Source organism: Hydrogenobaculum acidophilum (genome assembly GCF_054656715.1).
Window position 1 is genome coordinate 95,990 of sequence record NZ_BAAHXP010000001.1, and the last position, 26,232, is coordinate 122,221.

The window sequence follows — 26,232 nt, forward strand, 5'->3', positions numbered from 1 at the left end:
CTATAATAATCTCATGTATTACAACGAGAGTGAAGCTTCAAAACATAAGAACCTTAAACGCATAGTCGTTCTTTTGGTGTTGGTCTTTGTCTTTTATGTGTTTTTTCAGCTTTTTAGAAGCTGGCCTAAGCCAGAGTTTAGGCTTACTTTAAAAAATCAACAAATACCCGGAGCTTTTAGCATATCTTGGCCTACCGACATAAGGTATGGTGTAATAGGAACTCTTCAAAGCGGCATAATAGCAAAAACCCCAAACCAAGGACAGTGGCCACTAGCAAGCGTAGCCAAAATAATGACTTCGTACATTATTTTAAAAGACCATCCTTTATCCATAGGACAAGATGGCCCTAGCTTTACTATCACTCAAAAAGAAGTTAATGAATACGAAGCCTTCAAAAAAGATGGTCAATCTGTGGTAAAAGTAAGCTTAGGCGAAAAACTAACGGAAAGACAGCTATTAGAGGGACTTATGATACCATCTGCCAACAACTTTGCTTATATCTTAGCAAGATGGGATGCCGGTAGCGTTAAGGCTTTTGTAGATAAAATGAATAAAACTGCTCAAGCTCTTGGGCTAAAAGATACTCACTACGAAGATCCAGCCGGTGCAAACGCTGGTACTGTAAGTAGCCCAGTAGACCAGTTTAGATTAACTCAGCTTGCCATGCAAATACCAACCTTTAGGCATATAGTAGCTATGCCTCAGGTAAACTTACCAGTGGCAGGTATACAATACAATGTAAACTATGACCTTGGCAAAGACAACATAGTTGGCGTTAAAACAGGCTCTTCTTTACCAGCAGGTGCAAACTTTGTATTTGATTCAAAGCAAGGCAATATCGATATACTTGGGGTTATTTTTGGAGCTTCTGGTAAATCTCCTCTTACAAGCGCTCTAAAAGATGCTATAACACTTATAGATACCGCTAAAACTCAAGTGTCTGAGCAAAAACTCATATCAAAAAATGAGCAAGTAGGCTTTATAAAGGTGCCATGGGACAAAAAAGAAATACCTCTTTTGGCTTCAGAAGATTTTAACCTTGTGGTATATCCGGGAATGAAAATATCTTATTCTATAGAACCTATAAAAGATATAAAATTTCCCATAAAGCAAAACGAAATAATAGCAAACCTAATAATAACTTATGGTGATTCTAGCTTTAACATGCCTTTAATAGCCTCTCAAAATATCAAATCTCCTAGTTTTTCTGATAGGTTGAGGAGGATTTTATGAAGATTTTTTTAGTTTTGGGGCTTTTAATGGGAATAGCTTTTGGATATGTTGGAGACTCCTACGATGAATTTTTAAAAGAGTATAAAAACGTTAAAATTCTTAGCGTAAACAAATCCCAAACACCAGAAGCCAGCAGAGCTTTGGAAATACAAAAAGAAGGCTTTACCATATACGCTCTTTTTAACAATCAAAATATATGCTATGAAGAGTATAGTATCAAAAATAAAATTTTACCACCACCTTCTTTTTTTATAAAAGATGCCAAAAGCCTAAAACCAAAGCTTATATTTAGAATACCCCTTAGAATGGCAGTATGGGAATACGATACACCGCGTTATAAGATTTTATATCAAACGTTTGGCATACCGGGTTATCTCGGAGCTGATGCCAGAATAGTCAAATGAACCTGAAGCATGTAAAGTTTATTGGCTTTTCAGATAAAAAACTTAAAGCATTTGTAGACAAATCAAACTATATCTTCTGGGATTGGTTTAACAAGCTAAAAGATAAAGGAAATTTAGAGTATATAAAAATCTACGGAAAAGATGCGGTACGCTTCGGCAAAGAGTTTGGAAGGGTTCAAGTGTTTGTAAAGTTTAAAAATCTATACAAAGGAGTTATAACGCTTAGAAAAAAAGCCGTAGCTATTGGCGTTTTTGCCATAGCAGACGATATATATCAACTAAATGTTAAACAATTTAGGTACCCAATATTAGATGAAGCAGAAGAAATAGTAGCAGGTCTTATAGATTCCATAAAATACAACGACCTTGAAAAATCAATAGAAGATACCATAAAAAAAGAGATAGTAGAAGAGCTTGGCATAGAGGACACCAGCCTTTTATACAAATCGCTTTTAAAAACAAAACCAATATTCATAAAATCTTTATATCCTAGCATTGGGGATTCTTCAGAGGAGGTATTTTTATATGTATTATTTTTAAAAGCCAAAAAAGAAGAGATAAAACATATTTGCAAAAAGATGGCTGGCAACGAAGAAGAAAAAGAATATACGAAGGTGTGCTGTATAAAAGGCATAGAAAATATACTAAAGCATGATTACATAGATGCAAAAAGTTTTATAATACAACTTTGGTTAAAAGCCAGATATTTAGAATTCAAACAATCTTCTTTTTCCAATTTTGAGGATTTTCTTTTTAAAAATATTTAAATATGTTAGAATATTTAATATGGACTTAAAGCAAGACGCCCAAGAGATACCGTTTTTTGTAGTATCTATACTAATAAACATATTTTTATTCTCTGGTCTTGCTATGCTTTTTACCATGAGACCTCTTTTAAGTCAATATCAAAACCCACCTGTAAAAGTAGAACTAATAAATCCGCCCAAAGAGGTACCCACACCACCAAAACCCATAAAACTACGAAAGTTTCATATGAAAAAAGTCTACTCTAAGCCTTTGAGTCCAGCAAAAGGCTATAAACCATCTATAGGTTCTCATCATCTTGAAACCAGCGCACTAAGACCTAGACAAGTTTTTCAAAAAGGAGATATAAAAATACCAGTAGTCCATCATCCACCAAAAGCCCCACCAAAAAATGTAAGCGTATTATCTTCTTTAGAAAAAGAAATAGAAGCTCAAAGAAAACAAGCTCAGACTGATATAGAAGGAGCCATTAAACAAATAGGCAACATAAGTGCTACCATAAGCTCCAGAGGCTCTTACCTTCATGAGGGTTCTAGAAAGCTTATATATGCACCTCCAGCCCCTATCATAAGAGCAGGTGAGTTTCCAGCACCAGTGGTTTTGAGGATTTTTGTATCACCATCTGGATATGTAACAAGGGTAATAATCCTAAAAAGAAGTGGCATAGCATACGTTGATAGAGAAGTTGTAAACTATGTGAGAAGATTTAGGTTTGAACCCATCAATGGACCTGTGGAAAGTGGTACAATTACTATCAATTTTAAAGGAGGATAGATATGCAAATTGAATTTATTGGAAAGCATTTTGAAATTACAGACCATCTGAAGGCTTTCGTAGAGTCTAAATTATCAAAGTTTAAAAGGCTTTTAAGAGAAACCGGAGAAGACCAAATAGAGACAGTGGTCACTATAACAAGCGCTAGAGCCAAACATACAGACGACAACATAAACAAAACCTCTATCTTTAGAGTTGATGTGGATATATACATAAAAAACAACGGCGGTGGTACAGTGCACGCTTGGGAAGAGGACAAGGATGTATATACCGCAATAGATAGGGTGATGGATGAAATAGAGCGTCAGCTTTTAAAATTAAAAGAGAGAAGACTAAACTATCGTCGCAAAAGCTCAAAAGCCAAAGAAGGGATACATGAAACCACGTTTGAACAAGTCGAAGAGCAAGAGCAAACTAAACCCTTTATAATAGAGGAAACTTTTTACGTTGAAAAACCAATGAGCGTAGAAGATGCCATTTTAGAACTAACAGACAATCATATGATGTTTTTACCTTTTATGGATATAAAGGATGGTAAGGTAAAAATATTGTATAGGAAACGATCAGATAGTTTTGGCGTTATAGACTTAGGGTGTAAAGGGTAGATATGCCAAAAAACATCTTTGTAAACATACTTATAGGTCTTTTTATAATTGTGGGCTCTTTACTGGTGGTGGCTTTTAAGCCTGTTAACTTAGGCCTTGATTTAAAAGGGGGCATAAGCATGGTGCTAGCCCCTGATATAGAAAAAGTCATAAAAGAAGAATACGAAAACACAGCTTCAGATATATCAAAGCTTTTTATCAAAAACCACATAAACGTGTTAGATGTTACACCTTCTCAAGATGGTATATACATAGATCTTTTAAATGCTTCCGACTACCAAAAAGTTTACGAGCTTTTAAAAAAATACTATACCAACAGAATAGATGTATCAAGGGTATCTCCTCTTAAAGTAAAGGTTAGATTTAGTTCTTTGTATCTTAGCCAAATCAAAGAAAACGTCATCACTCAAACGGTGGAAGTCTTAAGAAGAAGAGTAGACCAGCTTGGTGTAGTACAGCCTGTAATAACAAGACTTGGTAGCTCTAAGGTTATGGTGGAATTACCCGGTGTTATGGATTTGGAAAGAGCTAAAAAAGTCCTTGGAAAAACTGCACAACTAGAGCTAATGGAAGTGGTGGACGCTTCACCTTCTTTAGATGCATTGCAAAAAGAGCTAAAACCAGATGAAAAAATCCTCCCATCAAAAGACGGCCACGAGTGGTATTTGGTAAAGAAAAAACCTATTATAACAGGTGCTGACTTAAAAACCGCTTACGAGAGCACAGATAGTTTCAACAACCCAGCGGTTAGTTTTGAACTTAATTCTAAAGGCGCTGAAATATTTGGTAATTTTACCGAGAGCCACATAGGAAAAAGACTTGCAATAGTCCTTGACAATAGGGTTATGTCCGCTCCTGTTATACGTTCAAGAATATCAGACCAAGGGCAAATAACCGGCAATTTTACACCTGACCAAGTAAGGGATTTAGCAGCTATTTTAAGAGCCGGAGCATTACCCACTACGCTACATATACTTCAAGACGCTGTCGTAGGACCTACTCTTGGAAAAGCCGCAATAAAACAAAGTATATACGCTGGTATAGCTTCATTTCTTTTTGTGGTATTTCTTATTATATCAAGGTATAAAACAGCTGGTATAACCGCCACAATAGCCATTGTAATGAATGGGCTTCTTCTTTGGGCTGGTCTTGTGCTTTTAGGAGCCACTCTTACATTACCAGGCATAGCAGGTATAATACTCAATATGGGTATAGCGGTGGACTCAAACGTGTTGATATTTGAACGTATAAAAGAAGAGCTAGCAAGGGGCAATACGTTAAGAAAAGCCATAGAATACGGCTATAAAAGAGTTTTGAGTGCCGTTTACGATACACACGCCACACTCCTTGTGGCAGCTTTAATTTTATTTCAATTTAGCAGTGGTCCTGTAAAAGGTTTTGCTACCACCCTAACCATAGGTACTATAGCCTCTTTTCTTTCAAATGTTTATTACTCAAAAGCTATGCTTGACATGTTAGCCAAAATAAGAATATTAAAGATATGACACTTTTCATACTATTTATGTCATTTATACTTGGTACCATATTTGGAAGCCTTTTTAACGTCCTTATATACAGGCTTCCAAGAGGTGAATCCGTAATTTATCCAGGTTCCAAATGTCCATCCTGTGGACACAAGATAAAAGCCTATGAGAACATACCTATAATTTCTTATATTTTTTTGAAAGGAAGATGCAGCAGTTGTAAAACCAAGATACCCTTTAGATATCCTTTGGTAGAAGCTCTTACTGGTCTTTACTTTAGCCTTTGTGTTTATGCTTTTTATATAAAAAACAGTCAAGATATATCAGCTTTAAACATAAAAGACATTATAAAAACTGTAGAAGCGTTGGTGTTTGGCTCAATACTAATAGTACAGTCTTTTATAGACCTTGATTGGTTTATACTTTTGGATAGTTTCAACTACGGGGGCTTGGCGATAGGCCTTTTGTTTTCCTTAACTCCATATGGTTTCGTTGATGTTAAAAGCTCTATACTAGGAATTTTATTTGGTGGTTTACTACCGTTTTCAATATATTATATTTATCTTAAGGTAAGAAAGATGGAAGGGCTTGGCATAGGTGATATAAAGCTTTTAGCGATGATAGGGGCTTTTGGCGGGGTCTATATGGTATTAGGTGCCATGTTTTTTGGTTCTATTATAGGACTTTTAGTTAGTATACCCACAATCATAAAAAATAAAAATATGCAATACTATATACCCTTTGGCCCGTTTTTGTCTATTGGCGCCATACTATGGATGTTTGTTGGAAACCAGGTAGAGAGAATACTATGGATTTAGGCCAGATAATAATAATACTTGTCATAGCGTATATAGTGCTTGGACCAGAAAAAATGATGGACGTGGCTACAAAGTTAGGAGAGTTTACTAGAAAAGCAAGGGAGTTTATAGACGAAATAAAGATGCAAGCTTACATAGAAAGTGTGAACAAAAAAGTTTTAGAGCTTGAAAAAGAACAAACCAACACCGAGGAAAAGAAAGATGGAGAAGGAACTTCCGAAAGCTCCCCTGATGGAGCATCTTCAGGAACTACGACAGAGAATACTTAAATCTATAGCAGCGGTACTGATATTTTCTGCCATAAGTTTTTTTTACGCAAGATATATTTTTGAGATTTTAAAATACCCCATAGATATATACTATCCCGGCATGAAGCTAATCACTCTTTCGCCTACTGAGCCTTTGTTTATAATGATGGAGATATCTGTAATAGTAGGCATCATTCTATCCATACCCATTATACTTTATCAAATATGGAGATTTGTAGAACCAGCCCTTTATCCAGAAGAAAAGAAACTTGTCTTTCCTTTGGTATTCTTCTCATTGGTGCTTTTTGTGATGGGTGCTACTTTTGCTTACTTCGCAGTACTTCCAATGGCTCTTAAATTTTTAATAGGTATTGGCTTTAGCCAACTTAGAGCAAAACCCATGCTTTCAGCAGAGCTCTATATAAACTTTTTACTAAAAATGCTACTTGGCTTTGGGATAGCCTTTGAAATGCCAATATTCTTATTCATGCTTCAAAGAGCTGGTATTGTATCCACCAAACAACTAAAATCCTTCAGAAAATATTTTATAGTGGTGGCATTTTTCATAGGCGCTTTGATAGCCCCTGACGTTTCTACTCAAATCCTCATGGCCTTACCCCTCATAGCCCTTTATGAAATATCTATATTTATAGGTAGATTTGCCGTTAAAAAGCAAAATACTTCAAAGGATATACAAAGAGCTTAGGTTATATCAACAGATTAAGTATAGTATAATAATTTTTATGCCAAAAAATACCAATATCAAAAGAATACTCATAATAGGAGCCGGTCCTATAATTATAGGCCAAGCGGCGGAGTTCGATTACTCAGGTACCCAAGCTTGTAAAGCTCTAATGAAAGAAGGTTATGAGGTTATACTTGTGAATTCAAATCCAGCCACCATAATGACAGATGAGGAACTAACTACTAAAACTTACATTGAACCCCTAACCACCGAAATATTAGAAGAGATTATAAAAAAAGAGCGTCCAGATGTCTTGTTGCCAACCCTTGGCGGTCAAACTGCCTTAAACTTGGCAAAAGATTTATACGAGCTTGGTATATTGGAAAAATACAACGTTGGTATAATAGGCGCAAGCTATGAAGCTATAAAAAGAGGTGAAGATAGAGCGCTTTTTGCCAAAGCCATGGAAGAAATAGGTTTGAAAGTCCCACCAAATGCAATAGTAAACTCTCTTCAAGAAGGTATTGACTCTATAAAAGATATAGGTTTTCCAGCTATATTAAGACCAGCTTTTACTCTTGGGGGAACAGGCGGTTCTATAGTTTATAATTTAGAAGAATTTCCTTCAAAATTGAGCGCAGCTTTGGAGGCTTCTCCAATACATCAAGTGCTTATAGATAAATCCCTTATAGGATGGAAGGAATTTGAGCTTGAAGTTATAAGGGACACAAAAGACAATGTAGTAATAGTGTGTTCTATAGAAAATTTTGACCCTATGGGCGTTCATACTGGGGACTCTATTACTGTAGCTCCAGCCCAAACGCTCACAGATAAACAGTATCAAATGCTTAGAGATGCTAGCCTTGCTATTATAAGAAAAATAGGTGTAGATACTGGAGGATCAAACATTCAATTTGCAGTGGACCCAAACAGCGATAATTTTTACGTTATAGAGATGAACCCTAGGGTCTCAAGAAGCTCAGCCTTGGCTTCAAAGGCCACAGGGTTTCCCATAGCAAAAGTGGCAGCTCTTTTGGCGGTAGGTTATACTCTTGACGAGATAAAAAACGATATCACAAAAAATACACCTATAAGCTTTGAGCCAAGCATTGACTATGTAGTGGTAAAAATACCTAGGTTTGATTTTGCAAAGTTTAAAGAATCCAGCAAAGTTTTAGGCACTACGATGAAATCTGTAGGCGAGGTAATGGCTATAGGAAGGACTTTCAAAGAATCTCTCATGAAAGCCATAAGAAGTTTAGAAATTGACAACCCTTATCTTTTCATGAAAGATTACGGAGCTTTTTCTTACGAAGAGCTTCTGACAAACATAAGGATACCAACCCCTGAACGCATTTTCTACATAAAAGAGGCTTTTATGAGAGGTATATCAATAGATAAAATACATGAAGTAAGCCATATAGATAAATGGTTTTTATATCAGATAAAAGAACTTGTTGATACTTATAAAGAGGATATACCCTTTGATAAAGAAAGCGTATTTGAGCTAAAAGTATTGGGCTTTTCCAACAAAGAGATTGCCAAGAAATTTAATAAAACAGAAAAAGAGATAGAAAATTTACTTGAAGGTTTAAGCCCAACTTTTAAAGCGGTGGATACCTGCGCTGGTGAGTTTAAAGCTTATACTCCTTACTATTACTCCTCTTGGGAATATCCGTACTATAGGATAGGACAAGAAGAGATTATCTTTGACAACGACTAAATTGTTTGTTATAATATATTACTAACTTTTAAGGAGGTTTGGTATGCCCAACAAAAGACAAGCTGCTAAAAGAGCAAGAAGAGATGAAAGAAGAAGAGAGATAAACGCTTTGCATGTATCAAGGATGAAAACTGCCATAAGAAACTTTAAGAAACTTATACAGGCAAAGGATTTAGAAACTGCCAAAGCAAAGCTTCCTTTTGTAGTAAGTATGATACAGCACGCTGCTTCTAAAGGTTCCATTCATAGAAACGAAGCCGCAAGAAGAGTATCAAGAGTCACTCAACTTTTAAACAAGGCTTTGGCATCCAATGAGCAAAAGTAAGATATACAGTGTTATATCCCTTATCCTTACTGCTATATTTGTAAGCGTTGGATTTTATTTTTTGAAAAAGCACGAAAAAGAATACAACTACGCCGCCAGCTATCAACTCTCTAAAGTAGATGAGCTTTTGCAGCAAAAAAACTACCAAGGAGCTTTAAACCAAGCCCAATATGTAGCCAAAAACTATTCTAAAAGCCCGATGGCACTTTTGGCAATGTCTTATGAAATAGGCATATCTACCTTAGCAAATATACCAATAAACGACGTAGCCATATCTCAAGATATCTCATCAAAAGCCAAAACACTACCAGCCAAATTTTTATACGAAGAAAGAGCCGCTTACGGCCTCTACAAACAGGGCAAATACCAGCAAGCTATCAGCATATTAAACACTATTCCAAATAACGCCTTCAACAAACCTTCAGCACTTCTTTTAGAAGCGGAATCCTACGAAAAACTAAACAACAAAGTAAAAGCTATAACCTTATACAACGAGATACTAAAAGCATTCCCCAACAGCTATTACGCTAACGTTGCATCTTTTAGAATATCTATGCTAGAATCATGAACAAACTCTATGAAGGCAAAGCTAAAATAGTCTATGAAAACGATGAAGATACTTACATAATAAAGTTTAAAGACGACGTTACAGCTTTTGATGCCATAAAAAAAGACAACATCTCTGGCAAAGGACATATAAATTTAGAAATTACATCCTTTATTTTTGAGCTTTTAAAAGCAAAAAACATAAAAACCCATTTTATAAAAAAACTATCAGAAGACTCGATGCTTGTTTTAAAAGCAAAACGCTTCGATGTAGAAGTGGTGATAAGAAACATAGCCGCTGGAAGCCTTTCCAAAAGACTTGGCATAAAAGAAGGAACCTTGCTGAATCCTCCTTTGGTAGAGCTTTTTTACAAATCTGACGAGCTTCACGACCCCCTTATATGTATAGAGCATGTAAAACTTCTTAATCTAGCTAAAGAAGAAGAGATAGCTTTTATGAAACAAACTGCTTTAAAAGTAAACGACATTTTAAAAGAGTTTTTTGACCAACTTGACATAACCCTCGTAGATTTTAAGCTTGAATTTGGCAAAACAAAAGATGATGAAATTATTTTGATAGATGAAATATCACCTGATAGCTGTAGACTCTGGGATAAAAGAACCGGAGAGAAGTTAGATAAAGATAGGTTTAGGTTTGATCTCGGGGATTTAAAAGAAGGCTATCTTAAAATATTAGAACGTATAAAGAGTTTTTAATATATAAATAAAATAATTACAACTTTTTTATAACGTAGTTTTTACAACATAGCGTTTTACCTTAGTAAAATTTTATATCGCTTTAAAAATCTTAAAAATTTTGTTTTTATCTTTTGTTTTTGACGTTTATTTTATTTAATTTTTGGTCTTTAGCTTTTAATAAAAACATTTTTAAAACTTTTTGTTTTTACTATTATAATAAGATATATATCATAAAGAATGTTTTATATCAAAAGCGGGCTGCTTAATTTTAAAGGCAAAAGAAGGATATGACAATGTCTTGTATCATATTTGAACTATTGACAAAAAACCATATAAGCATAGATTTTTACAAACCAAAAAGGAGGTAAAGTCTATGGAGATGATAGTGTCCATACCGTTTATCCCGCTTGTTATTGCAGCCCTGATATCCTTTGTGGATGACAAGAGGGCTATACCGAGAATAAGCATGTTCTTTTCTGGGCTTATAGCCATTATAAGTCTCTTGGGGACTGCCTATGAGTTCATGTTTCACAAAGTGATTGTTGGGTTTTACAACACTATCGTATTTGACCATCTTTCTTCTATATTGGTGCCTTACGTAGCTTTGATAGGACTCGTAATAAGAAAGTACGCTTCAAACTATATGTGGGATGAAAAAGGGTATAAGAGATTTTTTATCATCCTAAACTTCATATTTAGCTCCATATACTTTATGATAATGGCAAACAACCTTGTGGTGATGTTTATAGCTTGGCAGATACTAAGCCTTAGTCTTTACTTTTTGATATCCTTTAGGGTAGAATCAAAAGACGCCGTAAGGTTTGGTTCTTGGGCTATTACAGTGCATAGGATAGGGGATTTTCTATTTTTACTTGGCACAATACTCACCTACAAAGTTTATCACACCCTAAACTTACAAGAGCTCTATAATATTTGGCAAACCAACATAGAGCACAGCACCATGGTAAATGCAATAGCTCTATTGTTTGTGGCTTCTGCTATGGCAAAATCAGCTATAATACCCTTTTACTTCTGGCTTCCTTACACTTCAGAAGCTCCAACTCCAGTATCAGCTTTGATGCACGCTGGTATAGTGAACGCTGGTGGCATACTTCTAAACAAGATACCCTATCTTTACCTATCTTCTTCTGTGGCTCTAAATACGGCGTTTTTCTTCGGGATACTTACAGCTATAGCCGCCTCGGTGGTGATGCTATCAAAACCAGATATTAAGCGTTCATTGGGTTATTCTACCGTGGGTCAGATGGGGTATATGATAATGGAAGCTGGTATAGGGGCTTTTAGTGTAGCAATATATCACCTTATAGTACACGGTATATTTAAGGCATCCCTTTTCTTAGAATCTGGAAACGTTATACATCTTGCCAGAAAAGATCCAAACATTCCAAAGAATCTATCTTACAAGCTCTTTTCAGAGGAAACAGAGGAAAACAGAAAGACTATAGGTGAAATTGTAGCAATATTTACCATAATACCTATAGTACTTTTTACACTCATAGAGTTTTTCATAAATAGAGTGCAGTTTCAATTCCAAGCAGGTATTATATTCTTAGCTTTTGGCTGGCTAACGAGTGCTCAGCTTTTCCTATCCTTTTTCAAAGTATCAAAAAACACTTCTTTGAAAACAATATTAGGTCTTATAGTATCTTTCGTTTTTATAGTGTTGACTTATGAGTTTATGGGTACCACCTTTGAAGAGTATCTATACGGCCCTAAGTACGTAGAGTTTTACAAGGCGGCTAGCCTTTCTATGCCATATCTTTTGGTGTTGCTTGGCATTTTGATAGGTATAATAGTCTTTGGTTGGGCTATCATATACTATCAATCTTACAAAGATACTTCTGGTACAAGGTTTGAAAAGCTAAGATGGTCTTTTTACAAAATCTTCTCAAGAGGGTTTTTCTTGCCAGACCTTCTCATAAGGTACTTTAGACTTCTATAAAAGGAGGTGTTGTATGTTTTACTTAGCCTTGTTGCTTATGGGTTTGATACCCTACTATCTGTTGGTAAAAGATTTTAAAAGGTACGGTGTTGCGCTTTTAACCTTACCTTTTGTTGGGCTTGGCGTTTATCACTTTGACGATGTTCTTCAAAACGACATGGTGTATAAAACGATTGAAGGTATAGCATTTTTAACATCGGTGCTAACCTTCTTATTATCCTACAAGACCACAAACCTAATAAAGCTAAGCTATTACTTTGTTTTTGTAAATGTGGTAGCTTTGTTTATCTTTAAAGACAAATGGATGTTCGAGCTTTACTTTGGCTCAATGATACTGAGCGCGTTTTCTTTATACCTTATAGCTCTTTATATGAACAAAACCTTTGGTAGTGCAAATATAGATTCTATCACTGGTCTCGTATTAAAAGCTCCAAAACTTGCGCTATTTTTAAGGTTTTCTCTTATGAACCTTGGGTTGTATCCACCTTTTGCAAACGCTTTAATAATAACAGCTGATATAGTCAAATCCCATCTTAGCTTGGATGGATATTTGATAATGGGTTGGGTATTTTTTGCCAACTTTTTTATGGCTTTTAGAATAATGAGCAAATCGCTTTTTGGTAAACCAAACGAGCTAGTACAATATAAAGACATAGCTCAGTCTTATCTTTTGGTGTTTAGTGCATTATTTTTGGTGCTTACCTTAGCAGGTTTTTATAGTTTAATGGAGGTGTTGTTATGATAAGAAATGCATTCCAAAGCGCTCTTAAGCTTATACCTTATTACTGGCCCATGACTACTTTTATATCTAGAAATCCTTTGATGGGTTTTGAAGATATGCCTTTTAGAGATGCTTTGAAAAAAGCCTCTAAACTCTTTAGAGCAAAAGTATATATGCCATCTTCTTACTATGTAGAGCTTTACAAAGAGGGCATCATCAAAAAGGATATCTTTGAAGACAATCTCATGGAAGAACTTAAGAATATAGGGCTTCCAAACTATTTCCAAGAAGCTAAAAAATATATGGTGGACATAAGCCCTTCTTTGGATGAATACAAGGAGATACCAAAAGACCTAAACGAAGATATACTGTACTATGTAAAGAGCAAAAAAGATACAAACGTATATAAGCTCATTAGAGAGTTAACAGAGGATATGCTCCTTTGTGAAATAGTAGATGCTATATTTGATAAAAACTATACTGATATCATAGAAAAAGAGATAGTGGAATTTGTAGGAAGATTTGTGGATGAAGGTCAAACCACTATGTCAATGCCAGAAAGAGAAAGGGGTATGTTTGAAGCGTTTAAACTCTATGAAGGCATTGTAGATAGCAAAGACGAAGAAGCTTTTGCCGAGAAGCATTTAAGCCTTATAAACCCTGAGGACCCTGAAAGATACATACTAAATCACTTTGTTAAAGACTTTGGATGGTCATCTTTCCTAAAGTATAGAAGCGAATCTCAAGATTACTACTTCCAAATAAAATATCCATCTTCCATGATGGCTTACCTTGGATTAAGGCTTTACTATGAAAACAAATACTTAAAGAAAGCCCCCGCAAAGAGTTTTGACGATTTCAAAGCCATTGTTTCAAAAGACCCTTACTATGTAGCGTTGAAGCTTTTAAAAGCCAAAAACTTGCTACACCCAAAATTTGTAGACCAAATGGAGATTAGCAAAAATTACAAGTCTATTTTTGAAGAGTATATACACTACGAGGAAGTTCAAAGAGCCTCTTTGCTACAAAACGTAGTACAAGCTATGAGCATTGACTACGAGGGTCTAGCAGAGCTTTTAAGACTAACGGAGTTTTTACAAGAGGAAGAAGGCTACATATGGCTTGTCTCATTGGAAGACTCTTACATAAAGGATTTGTCTAAAGAGTTTTTGATGGCCAAAGAGAAAGAGATAAAGACAAATTTAGCTACAGCTATTTTCTGTATAGACGTAAGATCAGAAGCCATAAGAAGAAACTTGGAAAGGTTTGGCCATTACAACACCTATGGAGTAGCAGGATTTTTCGGTACTCCCATAGCTTTTATAGAGTTTGACAAAGGTCATGAAATTTACTCATGTCCAGTTATTATGAAACCTGAGAAGATAATCTTAGAGCTACCAAAAGATGACCACAAAGAGTATGAGCAGAAGAAAAACATAAGCTACACCTTCAAAAAGATTTTGGATTCTTTGAAAAACAACCCTTATACGCCGTTTTTCATGGTAGAGGCAATGGGATGGTTGTTTGGAATAAACCTCTTTGGCAAAACTCTATTTCCTAGGCTTACCCAAAAGTTTATGAAAAACGTAAAAGCAGAGAAACCAGACACAACCTTTACTATAGACAAGCTATCTGACCAAGAGATAGAAGAGTATGCAAAAAGATTCTTTGCTGAAAGGATCCAAGAGGCCTATCATGAAGAGTATAAGAAAAATTTAAAATATAAAGACGCCCTGGAAATCCTTGACGCTATTTTATATGGTAAAGCTAAATCCTTTGATACCAAATTTTTGGAGCTTTTAAAATCCAAATACGGTATTACAAAAGACGCTTACCTTTTCCAAAAACAAAAACTATCTATGATAGGGTATACAAAAGAAGAGCAAGTTAGCTTGGTTTACAACTTCTTAAAGCTTATTGGTTTTATGAAGGATTTTCCTAAATTTGTATTTTTGTTTGGTCATGGAAGCACATCCGACAACAACCCCTTTGAATCTGCCCTTGATTGTGGTGCATGTGGAGGCAACAACGGTCTTGCCAATGTAAGAGTATTAGCAAGAATAGCAAATAGAAAAGAGATAAAAGAAGCCCTGGCTCTAAAAGGTATATTTATACCAGAGGATACTATCTTTATACCGGGTATTCACGATACTACTACAGATGAATTGGAACTTTACGATTTGGACTTTGTACCACCATCTCATAAGGCCTATCTTCAAAAGGTGTTAGAAGATTTTAAACTGGCATCTCAAAAAACCAGAGAAGAAAGGGCGAAGCTCCTACCTTACGCTGACAACCCAGACAAAATCTTTATAAGAGCTATAGATTGGTCTGAAACAAGGCCAGAGTGGGGATTATCTAAAAACATGGGGGCTTACGTGGGAAAGCGTTCTAGCACCCAAAACTTAGCATTGAAAAATAGAGTTTTTATGCAGTCTTACGATTGGGAGGTGGATAAAGATAACTCTATATTAAAAACTATACTAAGCGGTCCATATCTTATAGGTGAGTGGATAAACTTGGAGTATTACTTTTCTACCACCGATAATGAAAGACTAGGGGCTGGATCTAAGGTTTATCACAACGTTGTAGGTAAAATTGGCGTTTGGACCGGAAACTATGGAGATTTAAGAACAGGGCTTCCATATCAAACAGTTTATATGGACGGTAAACCTTTCCACGAACCTATGAGGCTTTTGGTATTTATAGAAGCTCCTATAGAAAAAGTGATGGATGCCGCTAAAGACGTGCCAAAGGCTCTTGAGCTTGTTTTAAACGAATGGACAAGAGTAATAATAATAGACAAGACCAAAGGAGCCGCTTACACCATAAAGAACAAAGAGGTAATAACAGTATTTGAACAAGGCATAAAAACTATCTCTTAAGATAATGGTTTAAAGTTTTAAGGGTGGAGGGGTTGAGGGTAGGGAGTCTATTTTTTTATTATTTTTATAATAAAAGCCCCCGATAAACGCTGGGGGCCTAAATTTAAATGTTTATCACTTCTTGTGTTCTACTTTTTTGTGGGCCATCTTCTTGTGCCATTTTTTGTGTACTACTCTTCTATGCCACTTTCTGTGCCACTTTTTGTGCACCATCTTCTTGTGCACTGGTTTGTGTTCCATCTTCTTTTCTGCTGCAAGTACCATCGGTGATACTGCAAACATGCCTGCTAAAAGCATTGACAAGAACTTTTTCATGGGTCTTACCTCCTTAAAAGTTTTAATGATTTTAATATAATAAAAAAAAGATGAAAATTTGATGAAAGGTGAAACTATTTTATATTACAAGTATAAGTAGTCTTCTCTAGCTGGACCGGTGGAAAGCATAGATATTTTTATGTTTAGATAGTCTTCTATAAACATAAGATATTGGAGTGCCTCTTTGGGAAGTCTATTTTTGTCTGTTAAGGCTTTTGTGTTTTGCTTCCATCCTTTTAATGTTTTATAGATTGGCTTTGCATTTTCCATATCCTTTAAAGAAGATGGAAATCCATCAAATCCCTCGTAAGCTATACATACTTTTATCTCATCAAAGTTATCAAGTACATCTAGTTTGGTAAGTATTATTTCATCAAAACCGTTGGTATCACAGGCGTATTTCAAAGCCACCAAATCAAGCCAGCCACATCTTCTCGGTCTTCCGGTGGTAGAGCCATACTCATGGCCAAAATCCCTTAGGGCATTTCCAATTTCATCTTTTAGCTCTGTAGGAAAAGGTCCAGAGCCTACTCTTGTGGTGTAAGCTTTCGATACCCCTACAAACTTGGCATCGCTAAAATACTTAGGGTTAAGCCCAGTACCATTTGAAAGACCAAGGGTAGATGAGTTTGAAGAAGTGACATACGGATACGTACCAATATCTATATCAAGCATAACCCCTTGGGCTCCTTCAAATATTACGCTTTTTGAGTTTTGTATGATTCTAAAGGTGTTTTTAACGTTATTTTCTATAGGTTTAAAAAGCCTAAAAACATCTTCTACAACTTTATCTTTGTTGAGCTCAAACTTCTCGTTGTATACTTTTTCGCACAACTCTTTTGTAAATTCTATATTCTCTTCAAGTCTTTTATAAAAGATATCCTCATTTTTTAAATCAACCATCCTTATGCCTTTTCTGGCGTACTTCATCATGTAGGTAGGCCCTATACCTTTTAGTGTAGTACCTATATTTGATTTCTTTTCAAAAAGCCCATCTAAAATTTTATGATAAGGAAGTATGATATGGGCTAACTCACTTATAAAAAGCCTATTTTGAATATCCAATGTTTCTAAATCTTTTATCTCTTTGTTTAAAACCTCAAGGTCTATCACCATACCTTGAGCTATTGCTCCTTTTGCATGTTTGTGCAATATACCAGTAGGCACCAAATGAAGGATATACTTTCTATCATCTACTATAACAGTATGACCTGCGTTGTTGCCACCTTGATATCTGACAGCCATTTCGTAATCTTTTGACAGCAAATCTACAATCTTTCCTTTTCCTTCATCACCCCATTGAGCACCTACTATAACAAGCTTTTCCATAACCTATACATTATATCAGAAAAGATGGTGTTAGGATTTTTAATAAGATATTAATAAGATAAGTAAGGACAAATAGAAAGCCCCCACCGAGGGGCTAGATATTATATGCTTATATTTTATACAGGTCTTGCGTTGAATCCTTCATCTGGTGGTGGGTTTTGACCATCTGACGGGTTTGCACCAGCCGAATATAGATGGGTGGCTATCTTGTTAGATACGCTGTTTATCCTACTGTAAGCATCTTCTATGGTATTCTTATCTATGGAGTTAAAGGCTTGTTTTGCATTTGCAATCTCTCTTTCAGCCTCTTCTAAAAGCTCTTGAGGTATTTTGTCCTTTTGTTCGTTTAAAAGCTTTTCAAGACTGTATATCAAAGAATCAAGCCTATTTCTAGCTTCTATAAGCTCTTTATTCTTTCTATCTTCATCAGCGTGCATTTCAGCTTCTTTTACCATCTTTTCTATATCTTCTTTGGAAAGACCACCAGCAGCTTGTATTTTAATAGATTGCTCTTTACCGGTAGCTTTGTCTTTAGCAGTTACGTGAAGTATACCGTCAACATCTATATCAAAACACACCTCTATTTGGGGTACTCCCCTTGGAGCTGGCGGTATTCCAGTTAGAGTAAACCTACCAAGGGATTTGTTGTCTTTAGCCATTGGTCTTTCACCTTGAAGCACATGGATTTCTACCTCCGTTTGGTTATCCGAAGCCGTAGTAAATACTTCACATTTCTTGTAAGGTATCGGTGTATTTCTTGGTATAAGGGTTGTCATCACACCACCAAGCGTTTCAAGACCCAAAGAAAGAGGTGTTACGTCTACAAGGAGTATATCCTTTACTTCACCCGTTATAACACCAGCTTGTATAGCAGCACCAACAGCTACCACTTCGTCTGGGTTTACACCTTTGTGGGGCTCTTTTCCGAAAAACTCCTTTATCTTTTGTTGTACTAAAGGTATACGCGTAGAACCACCTACTAGCACCACCTCGTTTATATCTTTTGGAGTTAGCTTTGCGTCTTCTAAGGCTCTTTTTACTATTTCCATGGTCCTATCTATGAGGTCTTTTATCATCTCTTCCAGTCTTGCCCTTGTTAGTTTTTTCTGTAGGTGTACCGGTTGCTTGGTTTCTGGATCTATGGTTATAAAAGGTAGATTTATCTCGGTTTCCATTTTAAAAGATAGCTCTTTCTTAGCTTGCTCTGAAGCTTCTTTCAAGCGTTGTAGAGCGGTTTTATCGCTTCTTAAATCTATATTGGTTTCTTTTTTGAATTCGTTTATAAGCCATTCCATTATACGCTCGTCTATGTTGGCACCACCTAAGTGTGTATCACCATTTGTGGCTTTTACCTCTATTACCCCCTCTCCACCTTCTAGTATAGAAACGTCGAAGGTACCACCACCAAAGTCATAAACTAAAATCTTAACATCCGCTTGTTTGTCAAGCCCATAAGCCAAAGCTGCCGCCGTTGGTTCATTTAATATCCTTTGGACTTCAAGGCCTGCTATAGCTCCAGCGTCTTTAGTAGCTTGGCGTTGACGCTCGTTAAAATATGCTGGTACTGTTATAACAGCTTTTGTTATCTTTTCACCAAGATAGGCTTCAGCTGCCTCCTTTAATTTTTTGAGCACTTGGGCTCCTATCTCTTCTGGTCTTACTTTTCTTCCAATGTTTGGTATTTCAAAAGCTGCGTCTTGCTTGTCATCTGGTACTACTTTGTAAGATACTCTTTTCGCTTCATCTAAAACCTCGTCGTATTTTCTTCCTATAAATCTTTTGGATTCGTATATGGTGTTTTCTGGATCCAAAACGGCTCTTCTTTTAGCTGGATCACCCACCAACACCTCTTTTTCTTTGGTGTATGAGACTATGGAAGGCGTAAGCCTAGAACCTTCTTGATTAGCTATTACAACCGGTTCTCCACCTATCATTACAGCCACAACAGAGTTTGTTGTACCAAGGTCTATACCTAATACCTTTTCTGCCATACTTCTACCTCCTACTTTAATATATTATTATAATAAAACTTAAGTATAATTTTGTCAAGTTTTTTTAGTATCTTTATAATATACTAAAAGCCAAATACTGTAAACTAAAAGTAAGTATTATCTAAGTATTTGTTTTGTCAGCTTTTAAGAAAAAATTTAATATAGAATAAATTTATGGAAGATTTTGAAAAGGAAGATTACAAAGAGCAGCAAAAAGCTAGTCCAGATTTAAGCGCTATTTACGTTGGCAAAGAGGCGCTTGAGAAAGCACCCAAGATATACGGAGTTGAGACTGGCATTGAGGGGTTGGATGATTTGTTCTTTATAGTAGAGCCAGAAAAAGGTAAAATCGTCAAGAAAAGCCTAAAAGGTATGCCGGCTTATTCGGTTATGAATATAACAGGGGTTTCTGATACTGGAAAATCTTTGATGGTAGAGCAGTTTAGCGTATATCAAGCTCAAAAAGGCAAAAAAGTAGCTTTTATAAGCGTAGAAGCTCCGGCAAACTTTGTAGCGGCATCTTTGAAGCTAAGAGCATCCGCTATGGGATATAAGTTTGAGGATTTTGAAAACAACATAATACTTATAGATGCAGCCTCTTCTGATAGGCTAAGGGAAAATATACCAGATTTGTTGGCAACCCTGGCTTACGCTATAAAAACCTATAAAGTAAACTTTACCGTGGTAGATTCTATTACTGGACTTTTTGAAAACAAAGAAATGATGGCGAGAGCAATAGTAAGAAGAATGTTTAATTTCATGAAAAAATGGTATCAAACAGCTCTCTTCGTTTCTCAAAAAAGAAGCGGTCATGAAGAGCTTACTGCCGAAGCAGCAGGAGGATATGCTGTAGGTCATATAGTAGATGGCACGATGGTCTTAGCAAAAGAGCTAGTGGACTCCACTTACAAAGCGAGGCTTTACAAAAAAGAATTAGGCGAAATAGTAAGGCTTTTTAGAATTGACGGATGCAGGATGTCTGGACACGATACAAAAACGCATCTTTTAGAAATCACAGAAACGGGTTTGGTGGTGATAAAAGAACCCCTTGGTAAAAATTTAAAATCTGAAGAGGAGGTATAGATATGATTACACTAAATGGTGTAGTTGAGAATGAACAAGATTTAGAGAGACTGGTAGAAAGGGTTTTTCTAAAAGCCATAGACCTTCTTGGGGGTCTTTCTAAGCTTTCTGAGTTTAGAACTTTAACATGGCTTCCTTCTTTGGCTAGAGCCTCTTATGTAATTGTTTTAAAAGAAGAGTATATAAAACCAGAAGAGGAAATAGCAGCCAAGGTAGGTCTCACAAAAAACACGGTGAAGAACATACTAAGAGCTGACCCAACGCTTGCCATGGAAAAGATAAAAAAATTGGAAGAGCTTACAAAAGAAGAAGCAAAAGAGCTTAAGGTCCACACCGCCGGTGGTATAGCAAAGTTAGCTTACAAGCTTGTAAAAGATGGACAAGATGCCCAAAGCCTCATGCACTATTGCTCATTGATAGCTCAAGATATTTTGCGGGATTTGGATGTGCCGTGGGCTTACCTTGTGCTTAAAAACACAAAAGGTATAAAATATCCAATTGTAGATGGTAATACTTTGCAAGAAAAGCTTAAAAACGTAAAGATTAAGAACATGAAAATAGAGGATATATTAAAGTCGATACATTATCCAATCAAAACCCCAGCAACTCTTATACACGAAATAAAGCAAGCTATTAATGAACAACAATAAAGCATGCTAAAAAACAAAAATGCATTTACGTTTTTTCTTTTCGTTTTAGCTTTTGTTTTTATAGCTTTTGGCTTAGGTTTTAACCTGTTTTATATAAATAAATATAAAAAAGATGCTATAGAAGATGCAAAAATAGACTTAAGGAACAACTTGTATATATTAAAACGCCACATAGCTAGCGAGAATAAGCTAGAGTATTATCTTATGAACAATGTCAAATATATAATAATAAAATCAGGCCTAGATAAAGCGCCTTATATATTACAAAAGAACTTTGACAACGACAATAGCTTATTTCTTATAATAGATAAAAACCTCAAAGTAGTTGGAAAAGGTTATAAAGAAAACGAACTCTCTATTTATGAAGATGCCGTGTCTAATCAAAATATAAAAAACGCGATACATGAATGTATTTCTCTTCATAAATACTGTTTTACACCTGCTTTTAAAATAGGTGAACACTATTTTATATTTACACTTTTACCTATAAAAGATGGTTTTTATCTTCTACAAATGCACAAACCTCCTTTATACATATACGCATACTCCACAAAAGGCTTTTCTTACGGTGTTTTACTTCCAAACGGCATCATAAACGCCCATATCCCAATTTTATCTAAAAGCCTGATACACAAACCTTTGTATGATTTTATAGCATCTCATAAAAACCTTAGCTTTGCCTTCGTGAGATACAAATCTCCTATAGACGGTGAACCAAAGTTAGCCGCTATAACAAGAGCAAACCTCGTAGCTGGTAAAGTTATGTACCCTTACGTTTCGGTATCTTTACCGTTTTTACTAAAAGGGTACTATACAGATTTAAAAGCCGTATTATCCTCTTGGTTTATATTTACAATCATTTTGCTTATTTTTATAGCTTTTATAACCAAAAAGACCACAAAGGAAATACTTTTAAATCAAGAAAAATATTTTTACGAGATGCTGTTTGATAAACACTCTTTAACATTGCTACTTATAGATGAGAGCGGAAAAATTTTAAAGACAAACGAGCCAGCCTCAAAGTTATATGGTTATTCTAAAGAAGAGTTTCAAAATATGTACATGTATGAGCTTGAAGGGGTACCAAAAGAGGAATCTGAAAGGCTGCTAACAAACATAATACAAGGAGATTTAAAACATTTTGAATTTATGCATGTTGCTAAAAATGGCAAAAGATTAAACGTAGAAGTTCATGTAAATAGGCTAAGTATAGAAAATAAAATATACGTTTTGTATACCATATTTGATATTTCTGAAAAAGTGTTGTTGGCTAAACTTTTTGATATGTTAAAAGAAATAAACACAATACTTATAAGTGTAGATTTAGAAAGTGAACTTTTAAGCAGCGTAGCAAAGACCATCGTAATGTTTGATTTTGATTACGTAAAAATCTTTAAGGTAAAGCAAGAAAGCACCCTTGAACTTATATTGGAAAATGGAAACAACGCTGAAATAGAAGAAAACCACAATTTAGAAGAGGAAAATAGATCTCTACTTACAAAATCTGTAATAACACAATCAAAACCAAACTATTCAAAAGCATCTATCCCTATATTAGACTACAACGAGGACAAAGTTTTATATATATTAAGCGTATACAAAAAAGAATTTCAGTTTTTTGATAATTATCATATCATTAGTATATTGGAAGAGCTTAAAAAGGATATATCTTTTGCTTTGAAAAAAATCTTGGAAGAACAAAACAGCCTTGTATTGAGAAAAGCCCTAGAAAACTCCAAAGGTTGGGTACTTATAACAGATGAAGATGGCTATATCGTATATGCAAATCAAACAGTGTGTAAGATATCTTTGTACTCTTGTGAAGAAGTGATAGGTAAAAAACCAAATATATTCAAATCTGGATATCACGATGATGATTTCTATAAAAGATTATGGCAGACTATAAAATCTGGCAACGCTTTTGAAAGTATTTTCTACAACAAGAAGAAAAACGGAGAAATTTTTATCTTAGACGAGTCTATCATTCCAGTAATGTTAAAAGATGGCACTATTAGCTATATTACTATAGCAAAAGATATTACTCAAGAAGTAGAGTTAGAGAAAAAATTGGAGCGTTTTAGTTTCATGGACCAAAGCACAGGTCTTTTAAACATAAACGGTTTCTCAAAAGCTATAAACGATAGACTAGATTATATTAAAAACCAATCTAAGAAAGGAGCTCTAATACTACTTGATATATATGGATTTTCTATACTAAATCAAATATATGGGTTTAGCAAGGCAGATGATATTGTAAAGAAAGTAGCAAGCATGCTAAAAGAACTATTAGAACCTGAAGATGTTATAATAGCTAAGATTGGGCCAGATGAGTTTGGCGTTTTTAAGGACATAGAAAAAAAAGAAGATTTGTTTGCTATTGTTGATAAAATAAACAAGATTTTTGAAGATGGTATAGATATAGAATTAGACAATATCAAGAAACTTGATAAGCTCTACATAAATATGGGTATTTCTTTATACGATGAAGACGGCGATAGCTTTGAAAAGCTTTATGAAAAAGCAAGCTTAGCACTCCAAGAAGCCAAAAAAGACGGCGCTGGTAGATATAGGTTTTTCTCTAAAGACATAGATGTGGTCGTAAAAAGATACATAGAGGCTCAAGAGCTTGTGGAAAGAGCTTTAGACAAAGGATTGTTTAGATTTTTCTATCAACCTTACTTTGACATCAAAACGAAAAGCTTTGTAGGTTTTGAGGCGCTTATAAGAATAATAGAGGAAAACGGCAGCATAATATCTCCTTATAAATTTATCGATTTCTTAGAGTCTTCTTCTTTGTTAAATAGTTTCCAAGACACATTTTTAGAGCTCATAGCCCAAGATATGGAATTTTTAATATCTGAATCAAAGAGAAAAACCTTCACCACAGCCTTCAACATATCTGCAAACAGTTTCAAAGACGATATCTTTATATCAAAGTTAATGGGCCTATGTCAATGCTTTGGCGACAACCTCGTGATTGAGATTACGGAAAGGACAGTTTTGCAAGATTTCCAAAGGGCAAAAGAGATTTTATCCAACATGAGAAACTTGGGTACAAAGATAGCGTTAGATGACTTTGGCACATACTATTCGTCGCTCTCTTATATAAAGAACATAGATTTAGATATTATTAAGATAGATATCTCATTTATAAGGGATATAATTTCTGACAAGAGAAGTTTAGCGGTGGTAAAAGCTATAATAAACCTTGCCAAAGAACTAAACGCCAAAACGATAGCAGAGGGTGTAGAAAAAGAAGAACAATACAAACTTCTTAAAGAAGTCGGCTGCGATATAGCCCAAGGTTATCTTTTCGCAAAACCTATGCCTATAGAAGAAGCTTTACAATATATAATTTAAGCTTTTTGGCTTTTAAGGTAATCTATCACCGCCTGTACGTGCCCATCTACTTTTACATTCTTCCAAGCTTTTTCTATCTCGCCGTTTTCGTTTATTACAAACGTTGACCTTATTATGCCTTTTGTAATTTTACCGTACATCTTTTTTTCACCGTAAGCTCCATAGCTCTCTGCCACTTTTTTATCAGGGTCTGACAACAGTATAAAATTTAAACCATATTTTTCTTTAAACTTTTTATGAGAAGCTATACTGTCTGGACTCACTCCTATTACTTCCACACCCATAGCTTTTATAGGATTTAGATTTTCTTGAAAACCACAGGCTTCTTTTGTGCATCCCGGTGTATCATCCTTTGGATAAAAGTAAAGAACTACCTTTTTACCTTTAAAATCCTTTAAACAAAACTCTTTTTCATTACCATTTTCATCAATCCCTTGCAAACAAAAATCCGGTGCTTTTTCCATAGAATCCTCCTTTTCTAGTTGTATATTTCTATTATATTGTAATACGTGTCTCTTTTGGCTGGTGTAAATCCAGCTTTTTTGATATTTTTAATCATATCTTCAACGGCTGGTATCCTTACTTTAAACTCCGTTGAAGATATCACGTTTTCTTCAAGCATCACGCTACCAAGGTCATTTGCCCCAAAGTGAAGAGCCACGGTGCCTATTTGCATGGTTTGAGTTACGTGAGATGCTTGTATATTTTTAAAGTTGTCTAAAAATAATCTGCTAAGGGCTAACACTTTTAGATAATATACACTTGAAGCTGGTTCTACATAATCAAGCTCCGTATTTCCCTTTTGGAACGTCCACGGTATAAAAGCCGTAAAACCTGCTGTTTTGTCTTGCAAATCTCTTATAAGAGAAAGATGATATATAATATCATCTATTGTTTCTATATGACCAAACATCATTGTAGCAGTTGTAGTCATACCAAGTTCATGAGCGCTTTTATGCACCTCTATCCACTCTTCTGTAGTGCATTTACCTTTGCTTATAACAGCTCTTACGTTTGGAGATAGCACCTCTGCCCCACCGCCAGGTATAGATTTAAGCCCCACTTCTTTTAGTTCTCTTATTACATCCTTTATAGACATTTTTTCTATTTTAGCAAGATAAACTATCTCAGGAGCCGATAAAGAGTGTATGTCTATATCTGGAAACTCTTGGTGTATTGAGCTTATAAGGTCTTTAAAATAATCAAGCCCAAGATCGGGATTTAAACCTCCTTGCATAAGAAGCGTAGTACCACCTCTTTCTTTTAGCTCTCTTACTTTTTTTAATATCTCGTCTTTTGGTAAAACGTAGGCTTCTTCGTCGTTTGGTTTTCTATAAAAAGCACAAAACTTACAAGAGGCAACACAGGCATTTGAATAATTTACATTTCTATCTATGACAAACGTAACTATATTATCTTTGTGAAATTCTTTTCTTTTTTTATCCGCTAAAAAACCAAGCGTATTTAAATCAAGCTCTTCAAAGAGCTCTTTAGCTGTTTGCTCGTCTATTCTTTTGCCAATATCCAAAGTTTTCATATTTTAAATATATTATTTTATCTTTTTTGTAAAGAAGATATTTATCAGCTATCGTTCATCCAATTTTCATGTTAAACTGCTAAATTTA

The 26,232-nt window shown here is 35.2% G+C and carries 24 protein-coding genes; 19 read left to right on the forward strand and 5 right to left on the reverse strand.

Translation table 11 applies throughout. From position 1 onward, the window contains the following. Nucleotides 1–13: 13 nt before the first annotated feature. The 16 genes from ACYQZV_RS00590 (at nt 14) to ACYQZV_RS00665 (ending at nt 15,879) form a co-directional block, all read left to right on the forward strand. Complete coding sequence (locus ACYQZV_RS00590; protein ID WP_459892119.1) at nt 14–1,234, forward strand: D-alanyl-D-alanine carboxypeptidase family protein; 1,221 nt, start codon at nt 14–16, stop codon at nt 1,232–1,234. After that, nucleotides 1,231–1,638, forward strand: coding sequence for a hypothetical protein (locus tag ACYQZV_RS00595; protein WP_459892121.1), 408 nt, complete (start codon nt 1,231–1,233; stop codon nt 1,636–1,638). The genes ACYQZV_RS00590 and ACYQZV_RS00595 overlap by 4 nt, the downstream gene beginning before the upstream one ends. Next, nucleotides 1,635–2,405 (forward strand): NUDIX hydrolase, encoded by a 771-nt coding sequence (locus ACYQZV_RS00600; protein ID WP_459892123.1) that lies wholly within the window; start codon nt 1,635–1,637, stop codon nt 2,403–2,405. Before ACYQZV_RS00595 ends, ACYQZV_RS00600 begins: the two co-directional genes overlap by 4 nt. Nucleotides 2,406–2,424: 19 nt before the next feature. Beyond that, nucleotides 2,425–3,177 carry an energy transducer TonB family protein gene (locus tag ACYQZV_RS00605; protein ID WP_459892125.1) on the forward strand — a complete coding sequence of 251 codons (753 nt, stop codon included), beginning with the start codon at nt 2,425–2,427 and terminating at the stop codon, nt 3,175–3,177. Between the two features lie 2 nt (nt 3,178–3,179). Next, nucleotides 3,180–3,782, forward strand: coding sequence for a ribosome hibernation-promoting factor, HPF/YfiA family (gene hpf / locus ACYQZV_RS00610; RefSeq protein ID WP_459892127.1), 603 nt, complete (start codon nt 3,180–3,182; stop codon nt 3,780–3,782). Nucleotides 3,783–3,784: 2 nt separating this feature from the next. Continuing rightward, nucleotides 3,785–5,287: a protein translocase subunit SecD gene (secD, locus tag ACYQZV_RS00615; RefSeq protein ID WP_459892129.1), complete on the forward strand. Its 1,503-nt coding sequence runs from the start codon at nt 3,785–3,787 to the stop codon at nt 5,285–5,287. After that, nucleotides 5,284–6,084, forward strand: coding sequence for a prepilin peptidase (locus ACYQZV_RS00620; protein ID WP_459892131.1), 801 nt, complete (start codon nt 5,284–5,286; stop codon nt 6,082–6,084). Before secD ends, ACYQZV_RS00620 begins: the two co-directional genes overlap by 4 nt. Further along, nucleotides 6,075–6,353: a twin-arginine translocase TatA/TatE family subunit gene (locus ACYQZV_RS00625; protein ID WP_459892133.1), complete on the forward strand. Its 279-nt coding sequence runs from the start codon at nt 6,075–6,077 to the stop codon at nt 6,351–6,353. The genes ACYQZV_RS00620 and ACYQZV_RS00625 overlap by 10 nt, the downstream gene beginning before the upstream one ends. Further along, on the forward strand, nt 6,316–7,038 hold the full coding sequence (gene tatC, locus ACYQZV_RS00630) for a twin-arginine translocase subunit TatC (protein WP_459892326.1): 723 nt from the start codon (nt 6,316–6,318) through the stop codon (nt 7,036–7,038). The genes ACYQZV_RS00625 and tatC overlap by 38 nt, the downstream gene beginning before the upstream one ends. A gap of 37 nt (nt 7,039–7,075) precedes the next feature. Beyond that, the gene (gene carB / locus ACYQZV_RS00635) at nt 7,076–8,740 is read left to right on the forward strand and encodes a carbamoyl-phosphate synthase large subunit (RefSeq protein WP_459892135.1); all 1,665 of its coding nucleotides are present in this window, start codon (nt 7,076–7,078) and stop codon (nt 8,738–8,740) included. Between the two features lie 43 nt (nt 8,741–8,783). Next, nucleotides 8,784–9,065 (forward strand): 30S ribosomal protein S20, encoded by a 282-nt coding sequence (gene rpsT, locus ACYQZV_RS00640; RefSeq protein WP_459892137.1) that lies wholly within the window; start codon nt 8,784–8,786, stop codon nt 9,063–9,065. Next, the gene (locus ACYQZV_RS00645; RefSeq protein WP_459892139.1) at nt 9,052–9,633 is read left to right on the forward strand and encodes a tetratricopeptide repeat protein; all 582 of its coding nucleotides are present in this window, start codon (nt 9,052–9,054) and stop codon (nt 9,631–9,633) included. The genes rpsT and ACYQZV_RS00645 overlap by 14 nt, the downstream gene beginning before the upstream one ends. Continuing rightward, nucleotides 9,630–10,328, forward strand: coding sequence for a phosphoribosylaminoimidazolesuccinocarboxamide synthase (gene purC, locus ACYQZV_RS00650; protein WP_459892141.1), 699 nt, complete (start codon nt 9,630–9,632; stop codon nt 10,326–10,328). The genes ACYQZV_RS00645 and purC overlap by 4 nt, the downstream gene beginning before the upstream one ends. Before the next feature lie 355 nt (nt 10,329–10,683). After that, nucleotides 10,684–12,273: a proton-conducting transporter transmembrane domain-containing protein gene (locus ACYQZV_RS00655; protein ID WP_459892143.1), complete on the forward strand. Its 1,590-nt coding sequence runs from the start codon at nt 10,684–10,686 to the stop codon at nt 12,271–12,273. Between the two features lie 13 nt (nt 12,274–12,286). Further along, on the forward strand, nt 12,287–13,015 hold the full coding sequence (locus ACYQZV_RS00660; protein WP_459892145.1) for a hypothetical protein: 729 nt from the start codon (nt 12,287–12,289) through the stop codon (nt 13,013–13,015). Further along, on the forward strand, nt 13,012–15,879 hold the full coding sequence (locus ACYQZV_RS00665) for a DUF2309 domain-containing protein (RefSeq protein WP_459892147.1): 2,868 nt from the start codon (nt 13,012–13,014) through the stop codon (nt 15,877–15,879). Before ACYQZV_RS00660 ends, ACYQZV_RS00665 begins: the two co-directional genes overlap by 4 nt. 114 nt (nt 15,880–15,993) lie before the next feature. Here the strand turns inward: ACYQZV_RS00665 and ACYQZV_RS00670 are convergent, their stop codons facing one another. The 3 genes from ACYQZV_RS00670 to dnaK form a co-directional block, all read right to left on the reverse strand. Beyond that, nucleotides 15,994–16,194 carry a hypothetical protein gene (locus ACYQZV_RS00670; RefSeq protein ID WP_459892149.1) on the reverse strand — a complete coding sequence of 67 codons (201 nt, stop codon included), beginning with the start codon at nt 16,192–16,194 and terminating at the stop codon, nt 15,994–15,996. 84 nt (nt 16,195–16,278) lie between these two features. Then, nucleotides 16,279–17,523 carry an adenylosuccinate synthase gene (locus ACYQZV_RS00675; RefSeq protein ID WP_459892151.1) on the reverse strand — a complete coding sequence of 415 codons (1,245 nt, stop codon included), beginning with the start codon at nt 17,521–17,523 and terminating at the stop codon, nt 16,279–16,281. A 116-nt stretch (nt 17,524–17,639) separates the two neighbouring features. Beyond that, nucleotides 17,640–19,514 (reverse strand): molecular chaperone DnaK, encoded by a 1,875-nt coding sequence (gene dnaK / locus ACYQZV_RS00680; protein ID WP_459892153.1) that lies wholly within the window; start codon nt 19,512–19,514, stop codon nt 17,640–17,642. A 174-nt stretch (nt 19,515–19,688) separates the two neighbouring features. Here dnaK and ACYQZV_RS00685 point away from each other — a divergent pair, with 174 nt between their 5' ends. From ACYQZV_RS00685 to ACYQZV_RS00695, 3 genes are read left to right on the forward strand one after another with little or no spacing between them, the layout of a single operon-like run. Further along, nucleotides 19,689–20,597, forward strand: a complete 909-nt coding sequence (locus tag ACYQZV_RS00685; RefSeq protein WP_459892155.1) for a KaiC domain-containing protein — start codon at nt 19,689–19,691, stop codon at nt 20,595–20,597. Between the two features lie 2 nt (nt 20,598–20,599). Continuing rightward, nucleotides 20,600–21,247 carry a bacterio-opsin activator gene (locus ACYQZV_RS00690; protein WP_459892157.1) on the forward strand — a complete coding sequence of 216 codons (648 nt, stop codon included), beginning with the start codon at nt 20,600–20,602 and terminating at the stop codon, nt 21,245–21,247. Nucleotides 21,248–21,250: 3 nt separating this feature from the next. Continuing rightward, the gene (locus tag ACYQZV_RS00695) at nt 21,251–24,607 is read left to right on the forward strand and encodes a sensor domain-containing protein (protein ID WP_459892159.1); all 3,357 of its coding nucleotides are present in this window, start codon (nt 21,251–21,253) and stop codon (nt 24,605–24,607) included. On the opposite strand, the gene bcp is transcribed toward ACYQZV_RS00695, so the two are convergent. Then, nucleotides 24,604–25,071, reverse strand: a complete 468-nt coding sequence (gene bcp / locus ACYQZV_RS00700; RefSeq protein ID WP_459892161.1) for a thioredoxin-dependent thiol peroxidase — start codon at nt 25,069–25,071, stop codon at nt 24,604–24,606. The genes ACYQZV_RS00695 and bcp overlap by 4 nt on opposite strands. 14 nt (nt 25,072–25,085) lie before the next feature. Then, nucleotides 25,086–26,144 carry a cyclic dehypoxanthinyl futalosine synthase gene (gene mqnC, locus ACYQZV_RS00705; RefSeq protein ID WP_459892163.1) on the reverse strand — a complete coding sequence of 353 codons (1,059 nt, stop codon included), beginning with the start codon at nt 26,142–26,144 and terminating at the stop codon, nt 25,086–25,088. Between the last annotated feature and the right edge of the window lie 88 nt (nt 26,145–26,232).